This is a genomic window from Porphyromonas crevioricanis (assembly GCF_900167225.1).
Lineage (GTDB): Bacteria > Bacteroidota > Bacteroidia > Bacteroidales > Porphyromonadaceae > Porphyromonas > Porphyromonas crevioricanis.
Window position 1 is genome coordinate 103,828 of the sequence record NZ_FUXH01000005.1, and the last position, 17,995, is coordinate 121,822.

Consider the following 17,995-nt stretch of genomic DNA (forward strand, 5'->3'; position numbering starts at 1 on the left):
CACCAGCTCATCAAGAGAGAGCATTGTACAGTCTTCAGTCGGATGCATTGCTCAGATCCATACGGATGCGCCATTCATGCGGATAAAGGTTATTGGCTCTATTGCCCACATTCTTGACAAACCCCAATGGCAGACCGGCATAGGTAATCAACAGATAGCCCTTATTAGCTTCCGGATGCAAGGAAATAGCCTGTCTCTGCAGATAGTGCTGCGCTTCTTCTCGGCAAAGATCTACACGATCGAAGGCTTCAAAATCAAGATCTATAGAGAAAGCCAATGCCGGAGCCGGGGCATAATTGCGCCCCTTGAGTTCGGCAAAATCTATCCCAGCCATAATAAGCCTAATGTTGGCAGACTCCAATTGCTCTAATATAGGGATTATCGGTTTTGGAATAGCATGGATAAAGCCATCCGCCATGTTCCGGAATACAAAATCTTCGTGATGAGTAAGCCATTGTCGTATATGCAGAGGGATATCCTCCAAGCCTTTGTGCTGCTTGTCGTTTCTTTTGCTCTTCCGGTGAGCCATAGAAACATCTTGATCTTCTTTGCGCACAAGAGCCATAAAAATTCCTTCTCCCTCAGTACGATGTGGCATAAAGCGGAAAGTTGTCGTAGCAGACGAATAGCCCGATATCCCTCTCCTTGCAGCCTCCATCTCGGCAATGTGCGAGGTATCCAGCTCTACCGGCTTAGCCCCCAGCTCATTGAGCAGATATGCAACATTCTCTTCGTTTTCCTGTCTATTGTAGGTACAAGTCGAATAAACCAACAAGCCACCGGGCTTGAGCATCTTCCAAGCTTCATCCAAAATTTCTCGGGCTCTCTTGGCCGATTGAGCTACCCGCTCTCGAGACCATTCGAGACGAGAATCAGGATCTTTGCGAAACATACCCTCACCCGAACAGGGAGCATCGACAAGAATAAGATCGAAAGAAACGCCCGATCGGCTCAGAACAGAAGGTTCCGCAGCGGAACAAATAGTATGCGAATAACCCCACTTACGCATATTCTCTGCCAAAATACCAGCACGGCTCCATACCACTTCATTAGCTACCAGTGTGGAGCCTGTCGGTAAAATATCCGCCAGAAGAGTCGCCTTACCACCCGGAGCAGCACATAGGTCGAGAGCAGTAATCGGAGCCGTTCCCAGCAGAGGGCGAATAAGTGATAAAGCCATGGAAGAGGGCTCCTGAACATAATAAGCAGCTCCGTGAAAGAGAGGATCGGCCGTAAAAGAAGGTCGCTCCGGCAAATACACACCCCAAGGAGAATACCAAGGGATTCTTTTGTAAGGGCTATTGTAGACCTCAGAAAAAGGAAGAGCACACTGTATCAAGCCTGTTGTGGCTTTGTATGGGTGCATACGTATGGCTATCGTAGGCGGTTGTTCTATGGCATGCAGCAATTGCTGGGATTCTTCTTCACCGAGCAACTCCTGCATATCGGCTGCAAAGCCTTTGGGTAACGGAGGAAGATGTATCATTTACCTAATATAAATATGGTGGGTATTTTGTGTAACTCGGGTTTATGCTTTTTCCACTTACCCAAGCTTTGAGTCTTAATCATTTGCCGGCTGCCGGTTATATCGGAAGCTATGCACAGTAAGGTCGAAGGTTTGCAGCAACGGCAAAGGTCGTCTACGAGTTTTTCATTGCGGTACGGAGTCTCGATAAATATCTGTGCGGATCCATGGCGATCTACAGCTTGCTCCAACTGTTGCAGAGCCTGTCGTCGCTCTCGCTCATCTATAGGCAAGTAGCCATGGAAAGAAAAGCTCTGCCCATTGAATCCGGAGCTCATCAAAGCCAAAAGAATACTTGATGGCCCAATCAGAGGACAAACCCTATAACCGGCCCTATGTGCAGCAGCTACCAGCAAGGCTCCCGGGTCTGCTACAGCCGGACAACCGGCCTCACTGATCATACCTACATCTTCGCCTTCTTCCAATGGATGCAAATAGCTCCCGACGTCTTCGGGAGAACTGTGCTTATTCAATTCATAGAAATGAAGGCTATCAATATCTATACTGCGGTCTGCAAGTTTGAGAAAACGTCTGGCCGAACGCACATTCTCCACAACGAAGTGACGTATATGCGCCAGCAACTCTACATTATAGGCCGGTAAGACGTGATCAAGGGGACCTTCCGAAAGAGGGACGGGAATAAGATAGACAGTACCGGGACGACTATCTGTGGAGGTGTTTGTCGTATGATTATTCATCATAAGAGAATTTTAGGACTGGAAGAAGAAGCCGGCTGAGACTGCTTCTCGACATGTGCTTGACGAAGTTGTTCGGCCAAACGCACAGTATGGCATATATAGGGCAATTCACTTTTGAGACAGGGAGCAATCGTCCGGGTATTCAGATGTTGCTCTATCTGATCTATAGGCCACCATTTGCCTTCGCAGGGGCTTTGGTGACAAAGTAAAAGATCGGGAGCCTCTATCTGTTGTATGAAAAGGTATATGTATCGCCCACACTCTTGCCCATCCAAACTATAGTGCAACAAACACTTAGGTTGGGGACGATGTATTCCACAAAAACGATTGTACACCATCGAGGCGGCCAAATCACTCGGCTCTACCCCATCGGACAGAAAGTTCTGAAAAGGCGTGTCGTATCCTCCCACCGGACAAATATCAGTCGGTTTACGGCTCTCCAGATAAATCATATCATTACAAACCGTCAATACCCTCACAGTGGGCAAGTAGTAGAGCTGAGGATTTTCGAACCGATGAAGGGAGGAACGAGCTGTAAGACCCACCCGAATACCCATACTATTGAGCAAAGGCAGCCATTCTTCCTGATGTAAACGGCTACGCAACAGCCAATGGCGAGTCAGCTCATAGCCTATGATAAGGAGGGTAGCAATCGGGGCTACATACAGTACCGGATCCGACGATGTTTCTTCTCCATTCCATATTGAGTTCAACAAGATAGCCGGCAAATAAGACAGACAGAGCAAGCAATGGCACAAGAGCTGCTCGGATGCGATGTACAAGCGTTGCGACTGGTCCTTATGCTTCTCCTTCCGACGACTTTTTGCCGAGACTCTCCTGTATAGAAAAACGGACAATCGTTCGATCAGAGAATAAGCAACAAAAGTCGATAGCCACACGAGCTGTAAGTGGGATTTATGCTCTATCTCCCACAATATGGATACTGCCAGAGACAACAACACAGCCAAGGCAGGCCCCAAAAGAGCCGTATGCATACAGAGTGGTTTGCGCATGAAGGCATAACGTAAGCCCAAAGCAAAGCACAGAGCAAAACCAATAAGCAACACCAAGCCCGGCTGGATATACAACAATCCCCATGCCACCCACAAAATAGGCAATAAGCCCTCTGCCGGGTGAATACTACTGGAGAATGGACAAGATGTTTTCATACCTCAAGGGTCGCTAATACGACTTCTATATTTATTCTGCTGTAACTGACTCAGATGTGCTAAATCCTGATTTCCACCATCTTCTCTATTCCAAGAAGGAGAAAGAGACACAGCACATATCCGAAAAAGGTTGCCCGCATTCGGATATTTACTTTTGGGGACTGTGATGCTATAACAAGCCACTATCCTATCAGGTTGAGTACAACTATCATTTTGTCAGTCCCGTACTCAATCCTCGAACGGACATAGAGAGATGGTGGAATAAACCCATGTAGCATCTATCTCGAAATGATTTATACCTTTGTCGCAGAGATGAATAGAAGAATAATACTTACACTGTTGGCTCTATGCTTGGCTTGTACAGCCAGCTTCGCCCAACTTCGGCAGGGAGAAAACACCTACCCTATCGCTGCTGAGAATATCTACCTGATAGAGGCACAAAAGCTCTCTCCTTTCGTATCCAAAGTCTTATCTCTTGTTGAGTTGAAAAACGATACAGCTTCCGTAGCAACCACCTTGGCTCAACCGGAAAAGCTGCAATCTGTCATCAATCGACTCAAACGTGATTTGCCGGTACAACCTCTTGATCTGACCGAATCTGCAAAATACCATCAATGGTCTATGGATGTCCCTTTTCAGGACAAAAACAGAAATCTGTCTCCCGAAGTACTGACGGAAATAGCCTGCCTATCTGATGGATTTAAACGCGGGCAATATGGTTATATCGTCATTCGGGCAAGCTACAAGCCTGCAGATCTTCTCATCCCAATACGGATGGATAAAATCAAGCAAGCCTTGGAGTCTTCCGGCATACCATCTACAAGTATCGGCTTGGCACAAGACAAAGCCCTGGATGCCCATGGGGAAATAGAGCTTATCGTCATTCGCTGAAGCTGCTCTTTTTTACTTAAGCCTTTTCTGACTGCCTCACAGCGGACGGTGTTCCGGCTGTGTGGCTTGTGTTGTACTTCTCCCTTTCTAATGGAGGGAACGTACTTATGGACAATGAAAAGGGCCAAGGTCTCACAATAGTCTCTACCTTTGTTTCGGGACTTAGTGTGAGTAGTTCCTCCGTAGTAATGAATGACCTGCTGAAGCAAGACATAGCTTATCTGCCAGGGGTCGGCCCCAAACGTGCCGAAGTGCTGAAAAAAGAGATCGAAGTGGAGAACAAACTCGATCTGCTGCAGTATTTCCCTTACCGCTATGTAGACCGCTCACGCTTCTATACCACAAGAGAGATTCACGCAGAGATGCCTTATGTGCAGCTGCGAGGCTATATCCGTCGTTACGAAGAAGTTGGCAATGGCCGACAACGACGACTCACAGCCATTTTTTCAGACGAATACGGTTCCATAGAGCTGGTTTGGTTCAAGGGCTATCGCTATATAGAACAGCTCTACCCGGCCGGTGCACAATACATCATTTTCGGGAAGCCGGTTCTCTATCGGCATGGATTCAACATTGCCCATCCAGAAATAGACAGAGAAAGTTCGGCAGAGCGTATTACCGGAGGTTTGATGCCTATGTATAACACCACCGATGCCATGAAAAGAGCCGGACTGCACTCTCGAAAGATACAGGAGCTGGTTTTTCTTCTACTCAAATCGGTGAAAGGGCATTTAGAAGAGACTTTACCGGAAGACCTTATAAAACGGTATGGGCTAATGCCCTATACCGAGGCTATCACTCTGGCGCATTTTCCTCGCAATAGCCGTGATCTGGAATATGCCCGCGCTCGGCTCAAATTCGAGGAGCTCTTTTACCTGCAACTCAAACTCGTAGGCAGGAAACACAAACGCAAGACAGTGTTTCAAGGGGAAGTATTCGAGCAAGTGGGAAATCTATTCAACACCTTCTATCACGAACATCTTCCTTTTGAACTGACGAATGCACAAAAACGCGTGCTCAGGGAAATACGTCGAGATACCCTTAGTGGGCACCAAATGAATCGATTGGTACAGGGAGATGTGGGCAGTGGGAAAACGATGGTTGCCCTGCTTTCCATGTTACTGGCATTGGACAATGGTTGTCAGACAGCCATGATGGCTCCTACTGAAATTCTCGCACAACAACACTACGAAGGACTCAGCGAATTACTCAGCCCTCTGGGGATAGAAGTTGCCCTGCTCACCGGCTCTACAACCAAGACTCAACGACAGAAATTACTTCCTCGATTGCTATCCGGAGAGGCTCCCATCGTTGTCGGCACCCACGCCTTGCTTGAGCCAACTGTCCGATTTAAGCGATTGGGATTGGCTGTGATTGATGAGCAACATCGCTTTGGAGTTGAACAAAGAGCCAAGCTCTGGATCAAGAACTTAGAGCGACTTCCTCATGTCCTCATCATGTCTGCTACCCCTATTCCTCGTACTCTGGCAATGACTCTCTATGGCGATTTGGATGTCTCCGTAATCGATGAGTTGCCTCCCGGCCGCAAACCGATACTCACCCTCCACCGCTACAGCAACGATATACATACCGTTTTCGATTTTCTGCATCGTCAGCTTCAGGCGGGCAGACAAGCCTATGTCGTTTTTCCCATGATAGAGGGGAGCGAGAAAGATGACTACAAAAATTTGGAAGAGGGCTACGAACTCTACTCAGCTGTCTTCGGCTCAGAAAAAGTCGGCTGGGTACATGGAAAAATGAATGCACGTGATAAGGCAGCTGCCATGGCTGCTTTTGTCTCGGGAAAAAAGCGAATACTCTTGGCTACAACCGTCATAGAGGTAGGAGTGAATGTTCCCAATGCCACGGTAATGATTATCGAGGACGCCGGGCGTTTTGGTCTCTCTCAGCTGCACCAATTAAGAGGACGTGTGGGGCGTGGGGCAGAGCAGAGCTATTGCATCCTGATCACTGACACAAAATCGGGATCCGACGCAAAGAAACGAATTGAGGTAATGTGTGAAACGAACGATGGTTTTGTAGTTGCTGAGGAGGATATGCGCCAAAGAGGTTTCGGTGAAATAGAGGGGACTCGACAAAGTGGGCGTGAACTGACACTGAAAATAGCCAACCCGGCTACAGATGCACAGTTAGTTGCGTTGGCTCGTCATGTAGCCGAAGAAGTTATCTCAGAAGACCCCAAACTGTCTTTACAAAAAAACTCCCTCATTCGAGAGCATCTGCAGTATCTCAATAGGCACACAGACGAAGATTACCGCAATATCAGTTGATTACTCTCTCAAGGCTTTGTGCACTCATTGTTGTTTTTATCTCCGTGGAAAGGGAATGATCTGATTACATACAGAAGGAACAACCCTGTTGTATACAGAGGCAATAAGCTGATTACACACGGAGGGAACAACCCAATTGTATACAGAAGCAATGAGCTGACTACACGCAGAAAGAACAATCCTATTGTGTGCAGAGTTACACTCGAATTTGGAACGATTATATCCGATCAATATACGAGCTTGAGTCATTTTCTTTTTATCCACTCTCTCTTGTAGTCTTACTCGCATTGCCTGCATCATCCCAGTTCATTTTCTGTCTTTATTATCTATGTACCTATAAACTTTATACGACATCGAGTCCCTAGCCTCTCTTTATTCTCTCCCGTTCTTGATTAGGAATTATAGATATAGATTGCAAGGGATGGAAAGATTCATTATACCCGAGTCAGGGAAAGAGACCGAGCCAAAATTGAATCTTGATGCAGTCTCATTTTCCTGTTTAACAGTATGACAATTCAATTGTCTTTGGTTTGTCTCCAAGCAATATGCGCTAGCAAGCAAAATGTTATATAGCACTCACGGGAACGCTACACTCTCCCAAACAAGGTCTATTTGTAGAGGAACTTATGGCTCACAAATTCTCCATTCCAAATCTGGCGATCTCATCAATAATAGGCAATACTTTTTCGCCTAATGGTGTGAGAGAGTACTCCACTTTGGGAGGAACCTCCGGATAGTGTTTCTTTTTGACCAATCCTTTGCTGCAAAGAAATTTCAGTTCATCAATAAGCATCTTCTCACTTATGCCGGGAATCGCTCGTTTGAGCTCTCCGTAACGGATTATCCTTCGATTGATTTGGAAAATGATGAGCAGAGTCCACTTTCCAGCGAAAATCTGCATTGACTTCCGCACAGGACATTCGTTGTCCGAAATTTTTCTTTCCATAATAAAGTCTTTTACTACTGATAATCAGCAAATCTATCAATATAGTATGTATCATACAATATTGTATGTACTTGTATATTATAAAGCATCGGCATTACTTTACAGTGATTTCAATAAGTAAAACACAGATCTATGGAAAAGAAAACTGAAAAAGTGAGCCAATTTTACACTGCTTTAGCACAGGGTGATTTTGAAACAGTAGGAGCATTACTTTCCGATAATTTGATATGGCATCAGCCGGGAGAAGGTACACTGTCAGGCATTTACAACGGGAAACAGAGTGTTTTCGCTCATTTGGGAAGAATGGCTCAATTGAGCAATGGTACTTTCGCCATCAACCACGTGGATTACATAACGGAAAATGGAGACTTAGTTGTAGCGTCTATTGGTTTTATGGTATCTGCAAGTGGACATTCGATAGAAATGAAAGGAGTAGATCTCTTTCGCTTTGATAATGACTTGATAAAGGAGGTGTGGCTTTTTTCTGAGAGAATTGACGAAGAAGATCAATTTTGGACAGCGTTGGCACAAGACTGACAGCCCCTCCTTAGTGTAAACTTGGAACTGTCATCGCACAACAAAGGCGGAGTATACAACAGGTTTTCGGTGGTACAATAATCCGCCATAAGAAACAGGCAGTAAGAAGAGTGCTTCTTGCTACCTGTTTTCATATTCAACTGTCTCATCTGTTTTTACTACAACTCACGAACAAAGGCACAGAGTGCTATGCAATGGTCTCCGGTGGTTCTCGGGGAAGATGCCGCTACCGAGGGTTAGACAAGACACATACACAGAGTATCCTTGAAGCCATGGCGTACAATCTCAAGCGTATGCCAAGGCTTATTGTGCTTCAAAGTGCCAAATAAGCACAAAATCCCCGACCTTGTGGCGATTTTCCACAAGATCGGGGTAAAGGAGGAGAATATCACAGCTGAAAAACACGACCTCAAATAGCAAAACACGGTCTGAAAGAACAAGGCTACCGACTTTCTATTGCGCAATGGTCTCCAATGGTCTCAAGAAAGAGAGAACAATCAAAAGATCGTTGTGGTCCATACAATGGCTTGTTTTAATGCATTTTCATTCTCAAAAAAAAGAAGTTGGCCAATGGATGTTTATTCCATTGGCCAACTTCTTATGAATCAGAAAGAGAAAGAGAACTTAGCTCTCTAAATGTATCAAGCCTCTACAGCCTCTGCTTCTCGCTCGGTTTTCTCAGGAAGAGTAGTAAGCAACTTGCTCTCGGCTTGCACCTTCTCGTAATCATCCTTATGCATCACGATCAGCTTGTCGTAAGCGCGCAGACTAGTTCCGGCAGGTATGAGATGACCGCAGATCACATTCTCTTTAAGACCTTCAAGCGTATCGGACTTTCCGTTGATCGCAGCCTCATTAAGCACCTTGGTTGTCTCCTGGAAAGAAGCAGCACTCATAAAGCTGGTTGTCTGCAACGCAGCCCGAGTAATACCTTGCAGGATTTGGTTAGAAGTAGCTGGCTTAGCATCTCTGGTTACCACCGGACGCAAATCCTTGCGTTTGAGCATTGAATTTTCATCTCTCAATTTGCGCAAAGTTACGATCTGCCCCGGTTTGAAGTTCTGGGAGTCTCCGGCATCTTCAACAATCTTCTTATCCCAAATGCGGTCATTTTCTTCCATAACCTCCTGCTTATCCACGATCTGGCGCTCCAAGAAACGAGTATCTCCCGGATCCATGATCTCTACCTTACGCATCATCTGGCGAACGATCACCTCGAAGTGCTTGTCATTGATCTTTACACCCTGCAAACGGTAAACATCCTGCACTTCATTAACGATGTACTCTTGTACAGCCGTCGGACCTTTGATGGCCAAAATATCAGCCGGAGTGATGGCACCATCAGAAAGAGGGGTACCGGAACGCACGAAGTCGTTACTCTGCACCAAAATCTGCTTGGATAGAGGCACAAGGTATTTCTTCACCTCTCCGAGTTTGCTAGTCACCGTGATCTCACGATTACCTCGCTTAATACGACCAAAAGTAACCTCACCATCGATCTCAGAGACGACAGCCGGGTTGCTTGGATTACGTGCTTCAAATAACTCTGTCACACGAGGCAAACCTCCGGTGATGTCCCCTGACTTGCCTATGGCTCGTGGGATTTTCACCAATGTCTCCCCTACTTTAACCATGGTGCCAGGATCTTTGACTACGTGTGCACCAAGCGGAAGGTTATAAGTGCGCTGAGGATTGCCATTAGCATCGATAACCGTTACTGACGGAGCTTTTGTTTTATCCTTCGATTCGATAACGATCTTCTCTCGAAGTCCTGTTGTATCGTCAGATTCCACTTTGTAGGTAACATTCTCCTCGAAGTTCTCAAACTCCAGTTTACCATCAGACTCAGAGACAATAACAGCATTGAAGGGGTCCCATTCAAATATCACATCGCCCTTCTTCACACTATCGCCCTTCTGTTTGTAGAGCTTAGCTCCATAGGGAACATTGTGTGTCGCCAACACAATACCAGTATTGGGATCCACCTGACGCATCTCTGTCATTCGACTCACAACCACTGAATAAGGCTTATCAGAGTCTTCAACATCCACGATTCGTAGTTCCTCAAAATCAAGTACAGCATCAAACTTAGAAATCATGCTGTTTTCCGTAGCGATATTAGAAGCGATACCCCCAACGTGGAAAGTACGAAGAGTAAGCTGTGTACCTGGCTCTCCAATAGACTGAGCAGCAATCACGCCGACAACTTCTCCTCGCTGCACCATCTTGTTTGTAGCCAAATTACGACCATAGCACTTGGCACAAACTCCTTGTTTAGATTCACAAGTAAGTACAGAGCGAATCTCAACGGTCTCAATGGGCGAATCCTGAATCAGCTGAGCCTGCTGCTCACGAATTTCCTCTCCAGAATGAACAAGGATTTCCCCGGTATTCGGATGTACAACATCATGCACCGATACACGACCGAGTATACGATCGTAGAGAGAAGCAACAACCTCTTCGTTCTTACGCAGCTCTCCAGTGACTAATCCACGAAGAGTACCGCAATCCTCCTCAGATATAATCACATCATGAGAGACATCGACCAAACGACGTGTCAGATAACCGGCGTCAGCTGTCTTAAGAGCTGTATCCGCCAAACCTTTACGCGCTCCGTGAGTAGAGATAAAGTATTCCAATACCGATAGTCCCTCCTTGAAGTTCGAAAGAATCGGGTTCTCGATAATCTGCCCACCTTCTACACCACTCTTTTGAGGCTTAGCCATCAGGCCGCGCATACCGGATAGCTGACGAATCTGTTCCTTAGAACCACGCGCCCCGGAGTCCATCATCATGAACACCGAGTTGAAGCCTTCGTTATCCTTGGCCAGATGATCGATCAGCACATTAGACAACTTAGCATTGATATGTGTCCAAGTATCGATAATCTGGTTGTAGCGCTCATTGTTTGTGATGAACCCCATAGAGTAGTTGTTCATCGTTTCGGCCACTTTTTCATAGCCTTCATCGATCAACTTTTGCTTCTCCTGTGGAATAATCACGTCTCCAAGATTGAAAGACAATCCTCCCTTGAATGCCATGTAATAACCAAGGTTCTTGATATCATCCAGGAACTGAGCTGTTCGGGCCACACCACAGATCTTGATTACTAAACCAATGATATCTCGCAAAGCTTTCTTACCCAGCAGTTCATTGATGTACCCAACTTCCTCGGGAACAAGCTCATTCACCATCAAACGGCCAACAGAAGTCTCGACCATACGAGTCACAAGAGCACCGTCTACTCGATCTTCCACGAGGACTTTCACCGGAGCATGTAAATCAACTTTGCCCTCATTGTAGGCTATCGTGGCCTCTTCAGGTCCGTAGAAAGTGAGGCCGGCCCCTTTGGCTCCGGGTCTGAGCTTGGTGATATAATAGAGCCCCAATACCATATCCTGAGAAGGCACTGTGATAGGGGCACCATTGGCCGGGTTAAGGATGTTATGAGAGGCAAGCATCAAAATCTGGGCCTCAAGCACAGCCTCCGTACCCAAAGGCAAGTGTACCGCCATCTGGTCTCCATCGAAGTCCGCATTAAAAGCAGTACAAGACAATGGATGTAACTGAATGGCCTTACCCTCAATCATCTTGGGTTGAAAAGCCTGTATACCCAATCGGTGAAGAGTAGGAGCACGGTTAAGCAGCACCGGATGTCCTTTCATGACATTCTCCAGAATATCCCAAATCAGTGGCTCTTTGCGATCCACAATCTTTTTGGCACTCTTGACTGTCTTGACAATGCCTCGCTCTATCAGCTTACGTATCACAAACGGTTTATACAGCTCTGCAGCCATATCCTTTGGCAGACCGCATTCATGCATCTTCAGCTCGGGCCCAACCACGATAACCGAACGCGCAGAGTAGTCAACACGCTTACCCAGCAAGTTCTGACGGAAACGCCCTTGCTTGCCCTTCAAGCTATCAGAAAGGGACTTCAAAGGACGATTGTTATCCCCTTTTACGGCACTGCTCTTGCGACTATTATCAAAAAGACTGTCTACAGCCTCCTGAAGCATACGCTTCTCATTGCGCAAAATAACCTCCGGGGCCTTTATCTCGATGAGCCTCTTGAGGCGATTGTTACGTATGATAACTCTTCGATAAAGGTCATTCAAATCGGAAGTTGCAAAGCGTCCTCCATCCAATGGAACCAGAGGTCTCAGATCCGGTGGAATTACAGGAATGACCTTCATGATCATCCATTCGGGCTTATTGATATGTGCTGAAGAGCGGAAACTCTCAACTACCTGCAAGCGTTTAAGAGCTTCATTCTTGCGCTGTTGCGAATTGCCATGATTTGCACTGTAACGCAATTCGTAAGACAACTCGTCCAAGTTCACCCTTTGCAAAAGGTCATAAACAGCCTCAGCCCCTATTTTGGCAATAAACTTATTCGGGTCGGTATTGGGTAGCTCCTGATTTGTGGGGTCTTTTTTCAAGACTTCATCCAACAAATTGAGATATTCCTCCTCCGTTAGAGTATCCATTGCTGAAAGAGGTTTTTCCTCCTCTTCACGAAGCAGATGGGCAGCGATACCCGGTTGTACTACAATGTACTTCTCATAGTAGATAATAGCATCCAGGGTCTTAGTCGGCAATCCCAACAAATAGCCAATCTTGTTGGGCAAGGAACGGAAATACCAAATATGAGCCACCGGCACCTCTAGCAAGATATGCCCCATGCGCTCTCTGCGCACTTTTTTCTCGGTTACCTCTACACCACAACGGTCACAAACAATACCACGATAGCGAATACGCTTGTATTTACCACAATGGCACTCGAAATCCTTTACCGGTCCGAAGATACGTTCACAGAACAATCCATCTCGCTCAGGCTTATAGGTACGATAATTGATTGTTTCGGGCTTAAGAACTTCTCCACACGAGTTCTCCAAAATCTCTTCCGGGGAAGCAAGAGACACAGTGATACGGGAGAAATTGCTCTTTATCTTATTTTCTTTCTTAAAAGCCATATACCTTATGTGTTATTAGTATGCTCTGCCGACTCTCAGAGAGGAGAATCCTATTCCCGGAGAATCGGCAAAAAGGCATCAATCCAATCTGAAACTCAAGCCCAACCCACGGAGCTCATGCAAAAGGACATTGAGCGACTCCGGTATACCGGGAGTGGGCATTGAGTCTCCCTTGACAATTGCTTCATAAGCCTTGGAACGACCGGCCACATCATCAGACTTAATGGTGAGGATCTCTTGCAAAATATGAGAAGCACCAAAAGCTTCAAGGGCCCAAACTTCCATTTCTCCGAAACGTTGTCCCCCAAACTGAGCCTTACCGCCCAAAGGTTGTTGAGTGATAAGAGAGTATGGACCAATCGAGCGTGCATGCATCTTATCATCAACCATGTGCCCGAGCTTCAAGAAGTAGGTAACCCCGACAGTAGCCGGTTGATCAAAACGCTCACCTGTCCCTCCATCGTAGAGATAAGTCTTACCATTGCGAGGCAAACCGGCCCTGTCTGTCCACTCGTTCATATCCTCCAGGGAAGCTCCATCAAAGATCGGAGTGGCAAACTTAACATCGAGACGACGCCCGGCCCAAGCCAAAACGGCTTCAAATATCTGTCCGAGGTTCATACGCGAAGGTACACCCAACGGATTCAGACAGATATCTACCGGTGTCCCATCTTCCATGAAGGGCATATCTTCCTGACGTACAATCTTCGATACGATACCCTTGTTTCCGTGACGTCCGGCCATCTTATCCCCTACCTGTATCTTACGCTTCTTGGCAATATACACCTTGGCCATTTGTACAATTCCAATGGGGAGTTCATCTCCTATTGTCTCGTCTATCTTGCGACGTCTCAGTTCCGCCTCTATCTCTTTAGACTTGCGGATATAATTGACAGCAACGGCATTTATCAAGTCATTGGTATGCTCGTCATTCGTCCAACCGGAAAGCTGCACCTGATTGAAATCTATTGCCTCAAGATCTTTTCTAGCAAAACGGGCACCCGGCTTGATAATATCTACCTTCAAGTAGTCTTGCACCCCGGCAGACGTCTTGCCCTTGGTCAGGACAACCAACTTCTCAATCAACTGCTGACGTAAGTCGTGCTGACGCTTTTCGTAGATCTTATCGAGCTCTTCCTTTATATTTTTCTCTTGGCTTCTGGGCTTCTTCTTTACGACTTTGGAGAAGAGTTTGGTATCGATGACAACACCCGAAAGTGAAGGAGTCGCTTTGAGAGAGGCATCTTTCACATCTCCGGCTTTCTCTCCGAAGATTGCTCTAAGCAACTTTTCTTCTGGAGTCGGATCGGATTCGCCCTTAGGAGTGATCTTACCAATGAGAATGTCTCCCGGCTTAATCCGAGCTCCGATACGCACAATACCATTAGCATCGAGATCCTTTGTCGCCTCTTCACTTACATTGGGAATATCGCTAGTCAGCTCCTCAAAGCCACGCTTTGTCTCACGCACTTCGAGGGTATACTCATCTACATGCACAGAAGTAAAGAAGTCCTCCCTTACCATGCGCTCATTCAGCACAATAGCATCCTCATAGTTATAGCCCTTCCATGGCATATAAGCCACCTGCACGTTGCGTCCGAGAGCTAACTCTCCTCCCTGTGTAGAGTAACCTTCGGTAAGGATCTGGCCGGGTTTTACACGGTCTCCTTTACGACAAGTCGGGCGAAGGTCTATTGTTGTGCTTTGGTTCGTCTTACGATATTTGGGGAGAGAATAGGTCACAACAGCATCGTCAAAGCTGATGAAGTCCTCTTCCTCTGTTCTGTCGTATTTAATCTTGATACAAGAAGCATCAACGAAAACGACCTCGCCATTTCTCTCTGCTACTACCTGTGTACGAGAGTCTTGTACAAGCTGAGCCTCGATCCCAGTACCAACAATAGGAGCTTCCGGACGAAGAAGTGGCACAGCCTGACGCATCATGTTCGATCCCATCAAAGCTCGGTTGGCATCATCATGCTCCAAGAAAGGAATAAGAGAAGCTGCAATAGAGGCAATCTGGGTAGGGGCCACGTCCATCAGATCGACTTCTTCGGGGGCAACCACAGGGAAGTCCGATCCATAACGAGACTTAACTTGGTCGCGAACAAAGCATCCTTCTTCATTCAACGGAGCATTCCCTTGAGCCACTGTCTTCTCTTCCTCTTCCTCTGCAGTATAATAGCCAAGGCCTGACTTAGAGAAATCCACCTTACCGTTCTTTACTGTACGATAAGGTGTCGAGATAAATCCCAATTCATTAATCTTGGCATACACGCAAAGCGAAGAAATCAAACCAATGTTGGGTCCTTCTGGTGTCTCGATAGGACACAAACGTCCATAGTGCGTATAGTGAACGTCACGAACCTCAAATCCAGCTCTCTCTCGGCTAAGTCCGCCCGGCCCCAAAGCTGAAAGTCGACGCTTATGGGTTATTTCGGCCAGAGGGTTGGTCTGATCCATGAATTGGGAAAGAGCATTCGTCCCAAAGAAAGAGTTAACAACAGACGATATGGTTTTGGCATTGACCAAATCTACGGGAGAGAATACTTCGTTGTCACGAACATTCATTCTATCTCGTACTGTGCGAGCCATACGTGCCAGACCTACACCAAACTGATTATAAAGTTGCTCTCCCACTGTCCGAACTCGACGGTTAGACAAGTGGTCGATGTCATCCACCGAAGCCTTTGAGTTTACTAATTCGATCAGATACTTGATAATCTCACGAATATCCTCCTTCGTGAGTACTCTTATCTCCGGGTCAATATTCAGGTTGAACTTCTTATTTATCCTGTATCGACCTACGTCGCCTAAGTCGTAGCGTTTTTCGGAGAAGAACAAACTCGTAATAACATCTCTTGCACTTGCCTCATCTGCAGGATCCGAATTACGAAGCTGCTTGTATATGTAAGACAAGGCTTCGTTCTCTGAATTACAGGGGTCTTTCTGCAGAGTATTGTAAATAACCGAATAGTCTACAAGATTGTCCGGATCATCCTTGTGCAAGACAATGGTCTGCGCTCCAGAATCCAAAATGTCCTGAATGTTCTCTTCTGTAAGTTCGACCTCTCTCTCAACCACGATCGAAACTCGCTCCATGGAAACAACCTCTCCCGTATCCTCGTCACTGAAGTCGTCCACATAAGTTTTGGTTACACGAGCGGCTACCTTACGACCGATGTTCTTCTTCAGGCTGGTCTTGTTTACCTTTATCTCATCTGCAAGACCAAATAGCTCCAATATGTCTTTGTCCGATTCGTATCCAATAGCACGCAACAATGTCGTCACAGGCAATTTCTTCTTTCTGTCGATGTAGGCATACATGACATTATTGATGTCTGTGGCAAATTCGATCCAAGAGCCTTTGAAAGGAATAATACGAGCAGAATAAAGCTTAGTTCCGTTGGTATGAACGCTGGTCCCGAAGAACACACCGGGAGAGCGGTGCAATTGAGACACCACAACGCGCTCAGCTCCATTGATGACAAAAGTTCCCGACTCGGTCATGTAAGGAATAGGGCCAAGGAAAACATCCTGGATTACAGTCGAGAAATCCTCATGATCAGGGTCCGTACAATAAAGTTTCAGTTTAGCCTTGAGGGGGACACTGTAGGTGAGTCCACGACTGAGACACTCTTCGATAGAATATTTCGGAGGATCTATGTAGTAGTCCAAAAACTCAAGGACAAAGTTGTTTCGAGTATCAGTGATCGGGAAATTCTCTGCAAATACCTTATACAGACCTTCTTTCTTTCTTCGCTCCGGAGGGGTATCCAACTGCAAAAAATCCCTAAACGACTTGAGTTGTATCTCAAGGAAGTCCGGGAAAGGCAGCGGATTCTTAATTGAGGCGAAGTTTATTCTCTTATTCTTTTGCATGGACGCCATCTATGGTACGGGACTAAATAATAATACAAGGTTATTAGACACGAAAGGGTTAAGAACCCCAAAGAGGGGTTCTTAACCGTGGAAGCCTGATATTCAGGCCCAAAAGGAGCTTTTACTTAAGCTCAACTTCTGCGCCGGCTTCTTCGAGAGCTTTCTTGAGAGCCTCAGCTGTAGCCTTGTCTACACCTTCCTTAACGTTGGAAGGAGCTGCGTCTACCAAGTCTTTAGCTTCTTTAAGACCAAGACCACAGTGTTCTTTCACAGCCTTTACAACCTGAAGTTTAGCACCACCGGGGCTCTTGAGTACTACATCGAAAGATGTCTTTTCTTCCTCGGCAGCAGCAGCACCAGCACCAGGAGCAGCGACAGCAACAGCAGCAGCTGCGGGCTCAATGCCGTATTCTTCTTTGAGGACGGTAGCGAGTTCGCTAACTTCTTTCACTGTGAGGTTTACCAGTTGTTCAGCAATAGCTTTGATATCTGCCATTTTAGTATGATATTAATAAGTTTTTATTCGTTGTTTTGTTGAATTCATCTTTCTTCTAGAGTCTTCAATACACCATGGATGGTAGATCCGGCTGATTGAAGTGAAGAAACAACATTCTTGATAGGAGATTCCAGAAGAGAAATAACCTCTGCAAGTAGTTCTTCGCGACTCTTGATGGAAACCAAAGTATCCAGATGCTCAGCTCCAATATAGAAGCCTTCCTGTGCATAAGCTCCCTTGAGAGCTGGCTTTGTCTGCTTCTTCTTGGGATCCGAAGTCAAATCTTTGATGATACGAGCTGCAGCATTTGCTGTATGGCAAAGCATCAAAGCAGAACTTCCCTTGAGGATGGGATCGAACTGTTCAAACTCCTCACCCTTATTGTGCAGAGCAGCGCGAAGCAGCGTGTTCTTCACCATCATCAGTTTCACCTCCCCCTTGAAACAAGAGCGACGCAAACTCATAGTGGCTTCGGCATTGAGTCCCTCAATATCCACCAGATAGAAGTGTGGATATTCGGCCAATAGCTGTCCCAGCTTCTCTATTACTATACTCTTATCTTCCTTTTTCATAACACGTAGTAC

The 17,995-nt window shown here is 46.2% G+C and carries 11 protein-coding genes and 1 pseudogene; 4 read left to right on the forward strand and 8 right to left on the reverse strand.

Annotated features, from left to right (window positions below; translation table 11 throughout):
- Positions 1-34: 34 nt before the first annotated feature.
- The 3 genes from B5D48_RS04375 to B5D48_RS04385 are packed head-to-tail and all read right to left on the reverse strand — an operon-like array spanning position 35 to position 3,392.
- Entirely contained in the window at positions 35-1,486 is a 1,452-nt protein-coding gene (locus tag B5D48_RS04375; RefSeq protein WP_023936421.1) for a methyltransferase RsmF C-terminal domain-like protein, read from the reverse strand.
- Entirely contained in the window at positions 1,483-2,223 is a 741-nt protein-coding gene (locus B5D48_RS04380; RefSeq protein ID WP_042120171.1) for an SAM-dependent methyltransferase, read from the reverse strand. Before B5D48_RS04380 ends, B5D48_RS04375 begins: the two co-directional genes overlap by 4 nt.
- Complete coding sequence (locus tag B5D48_RS04385; RefSeq protein WP_023936417.1) at positions 2,223-3,392, reverse strand: hypothetical protein; 1,170 nt, start codon at positions 3,390-3,392, stop codon at positions 2,223-2,225. Before B5D48_RS04385 ends, B5D48_RS04380 begins: the two co-directional genes overlap by 1 nt.
- Positions 3,393-3,704: 312 nt before the next feature.
- On the opposite strand from B5D48_RS04385, the gene B5D48_RS04390 reads away from it, so the two are divergent.
- Both B5D48_RS04390 and recG read left to right on the forward strand, forming a co-directional pair.
- Positions 3,705-4,283: a hypothetical protein gene (locus B5D48_RS04390; protein WP_143742805.1), complete on the forward strand. Its 579-nt coding sequence runs from the start codon at positions 3,705-3,707 to the stop codon at positions 4,281-4,283.
- Between the two features lie 188 nt (positions 4,284-4,471).
- A complete protein-coding gene (recG, locus tag B5D48_RS04395) occupies positions 4,472-6,574 on the forward strand; it encodes an ATP-dependent DNA helicase RecG (RefSeq protein WP_042120169.1) in 2,103 nt (700 codons plus the stop codon).
- A 631-nt stretch (positions 6,575-7,205) separates the two neighbouring features.
- Here the strand turns inward: recG and B5D48_RS04405 are convergent.
- Entirely contained in the window at positions 7,206-7,520 is a 315-nt protein-coding gene (locus tag B5D48_RS04405; protein WP_036888383.1) for a winged helix-turn-helix transcriptional regulator, read from the reverse strand.
- A gap of 132 nt (positions 7,521-7,652) precedes the next feature.
- Here B5D48_RS04405 and B5D48_RS04410 point away from each other — a divergent pair, with 132 nt between their 5' ends.
- Both B5D48_RS04410 and B5D48_RS09230 read left to right on the forward strand, forming a co-directional pair.
- On the forward strand, positions 7,653-8,057 hold the full coding sequence (locus B5D48_RS04410) for a nuclear transport factor 2 family protein (RefSeq protein ID WP_023936403.1): 405 nt from the start codon (positions 7,653-7,655) through the stop codon (positions 8,055-8,057).
- Between the two features lie 215 nt (positions 8,058-8,272).
- A pseudogene (locus B5D48_RS09230) lies at positions 8,273-8,386 on the forward strand (IS5 family transposase); the annotation flags it as partial.
- A 312-nt stretch (positions 8,387-8,698) separates the two neighbouring features.
- On the opposite strand, the gene rpoC reads toward B5D48_RS09230, so the two are convergent.
- The 4 genes from rpoC to rplJ form a co-directional block, all read right to left on the reverse strand.
- Positions 8,699-13,033, reverse strand: a complete 4,335-nt coding sequence (gene rpoC / locus B5D48_RS04415) for a DNA-directed RNA polymerase subunit beta' (protein ID WP_023936396.1) — start codon at positions 13,031-13,033, stop codon at positions 8,699-8,701.
- A 78-nt stretch (positions 13,034-13,111) separates the two neighbouring features.
- Complete coding sequence (gene rpoB, locus B5D48_RS04420) at positions 13,112-16,924, reverse strand: DNA-directed RNA polymerase subunit beta (protein ID WP_036888380.1); 3,813 nt, start codon at positions 16,922-16,924, stop codon at positions 13,112-13,114.
- Between the two features lie 112 nt (positions 16,925-17,036).
- Positions 17,037-17,411, reverse strand: coding sequence for a 50S ribosomal protein L7/L12 (gene rplL, locus B5D48_RS04425; RefSeq protein WP_023936394.1), 375 nt, complete (start codon positions 17,409-17,411; stop codon positions 17,037-17,039).
- 44 nt (positions 17,412-17,455) lie between these two features.
- Positions 17,456-17,983 (reverse strand): 50S ribosomal protein L10, encoded by a 528-nt coding sequence (rplJ, locus tag B5D48_RS04430; RefSeq protein WP_023936393.1) that lies wholly within the window; start codon positions 17,981-17,983, stop codon positions 17,456-17,458.
- Positions 17,984-17,995 lie beyond the last annotated feature (12 nt).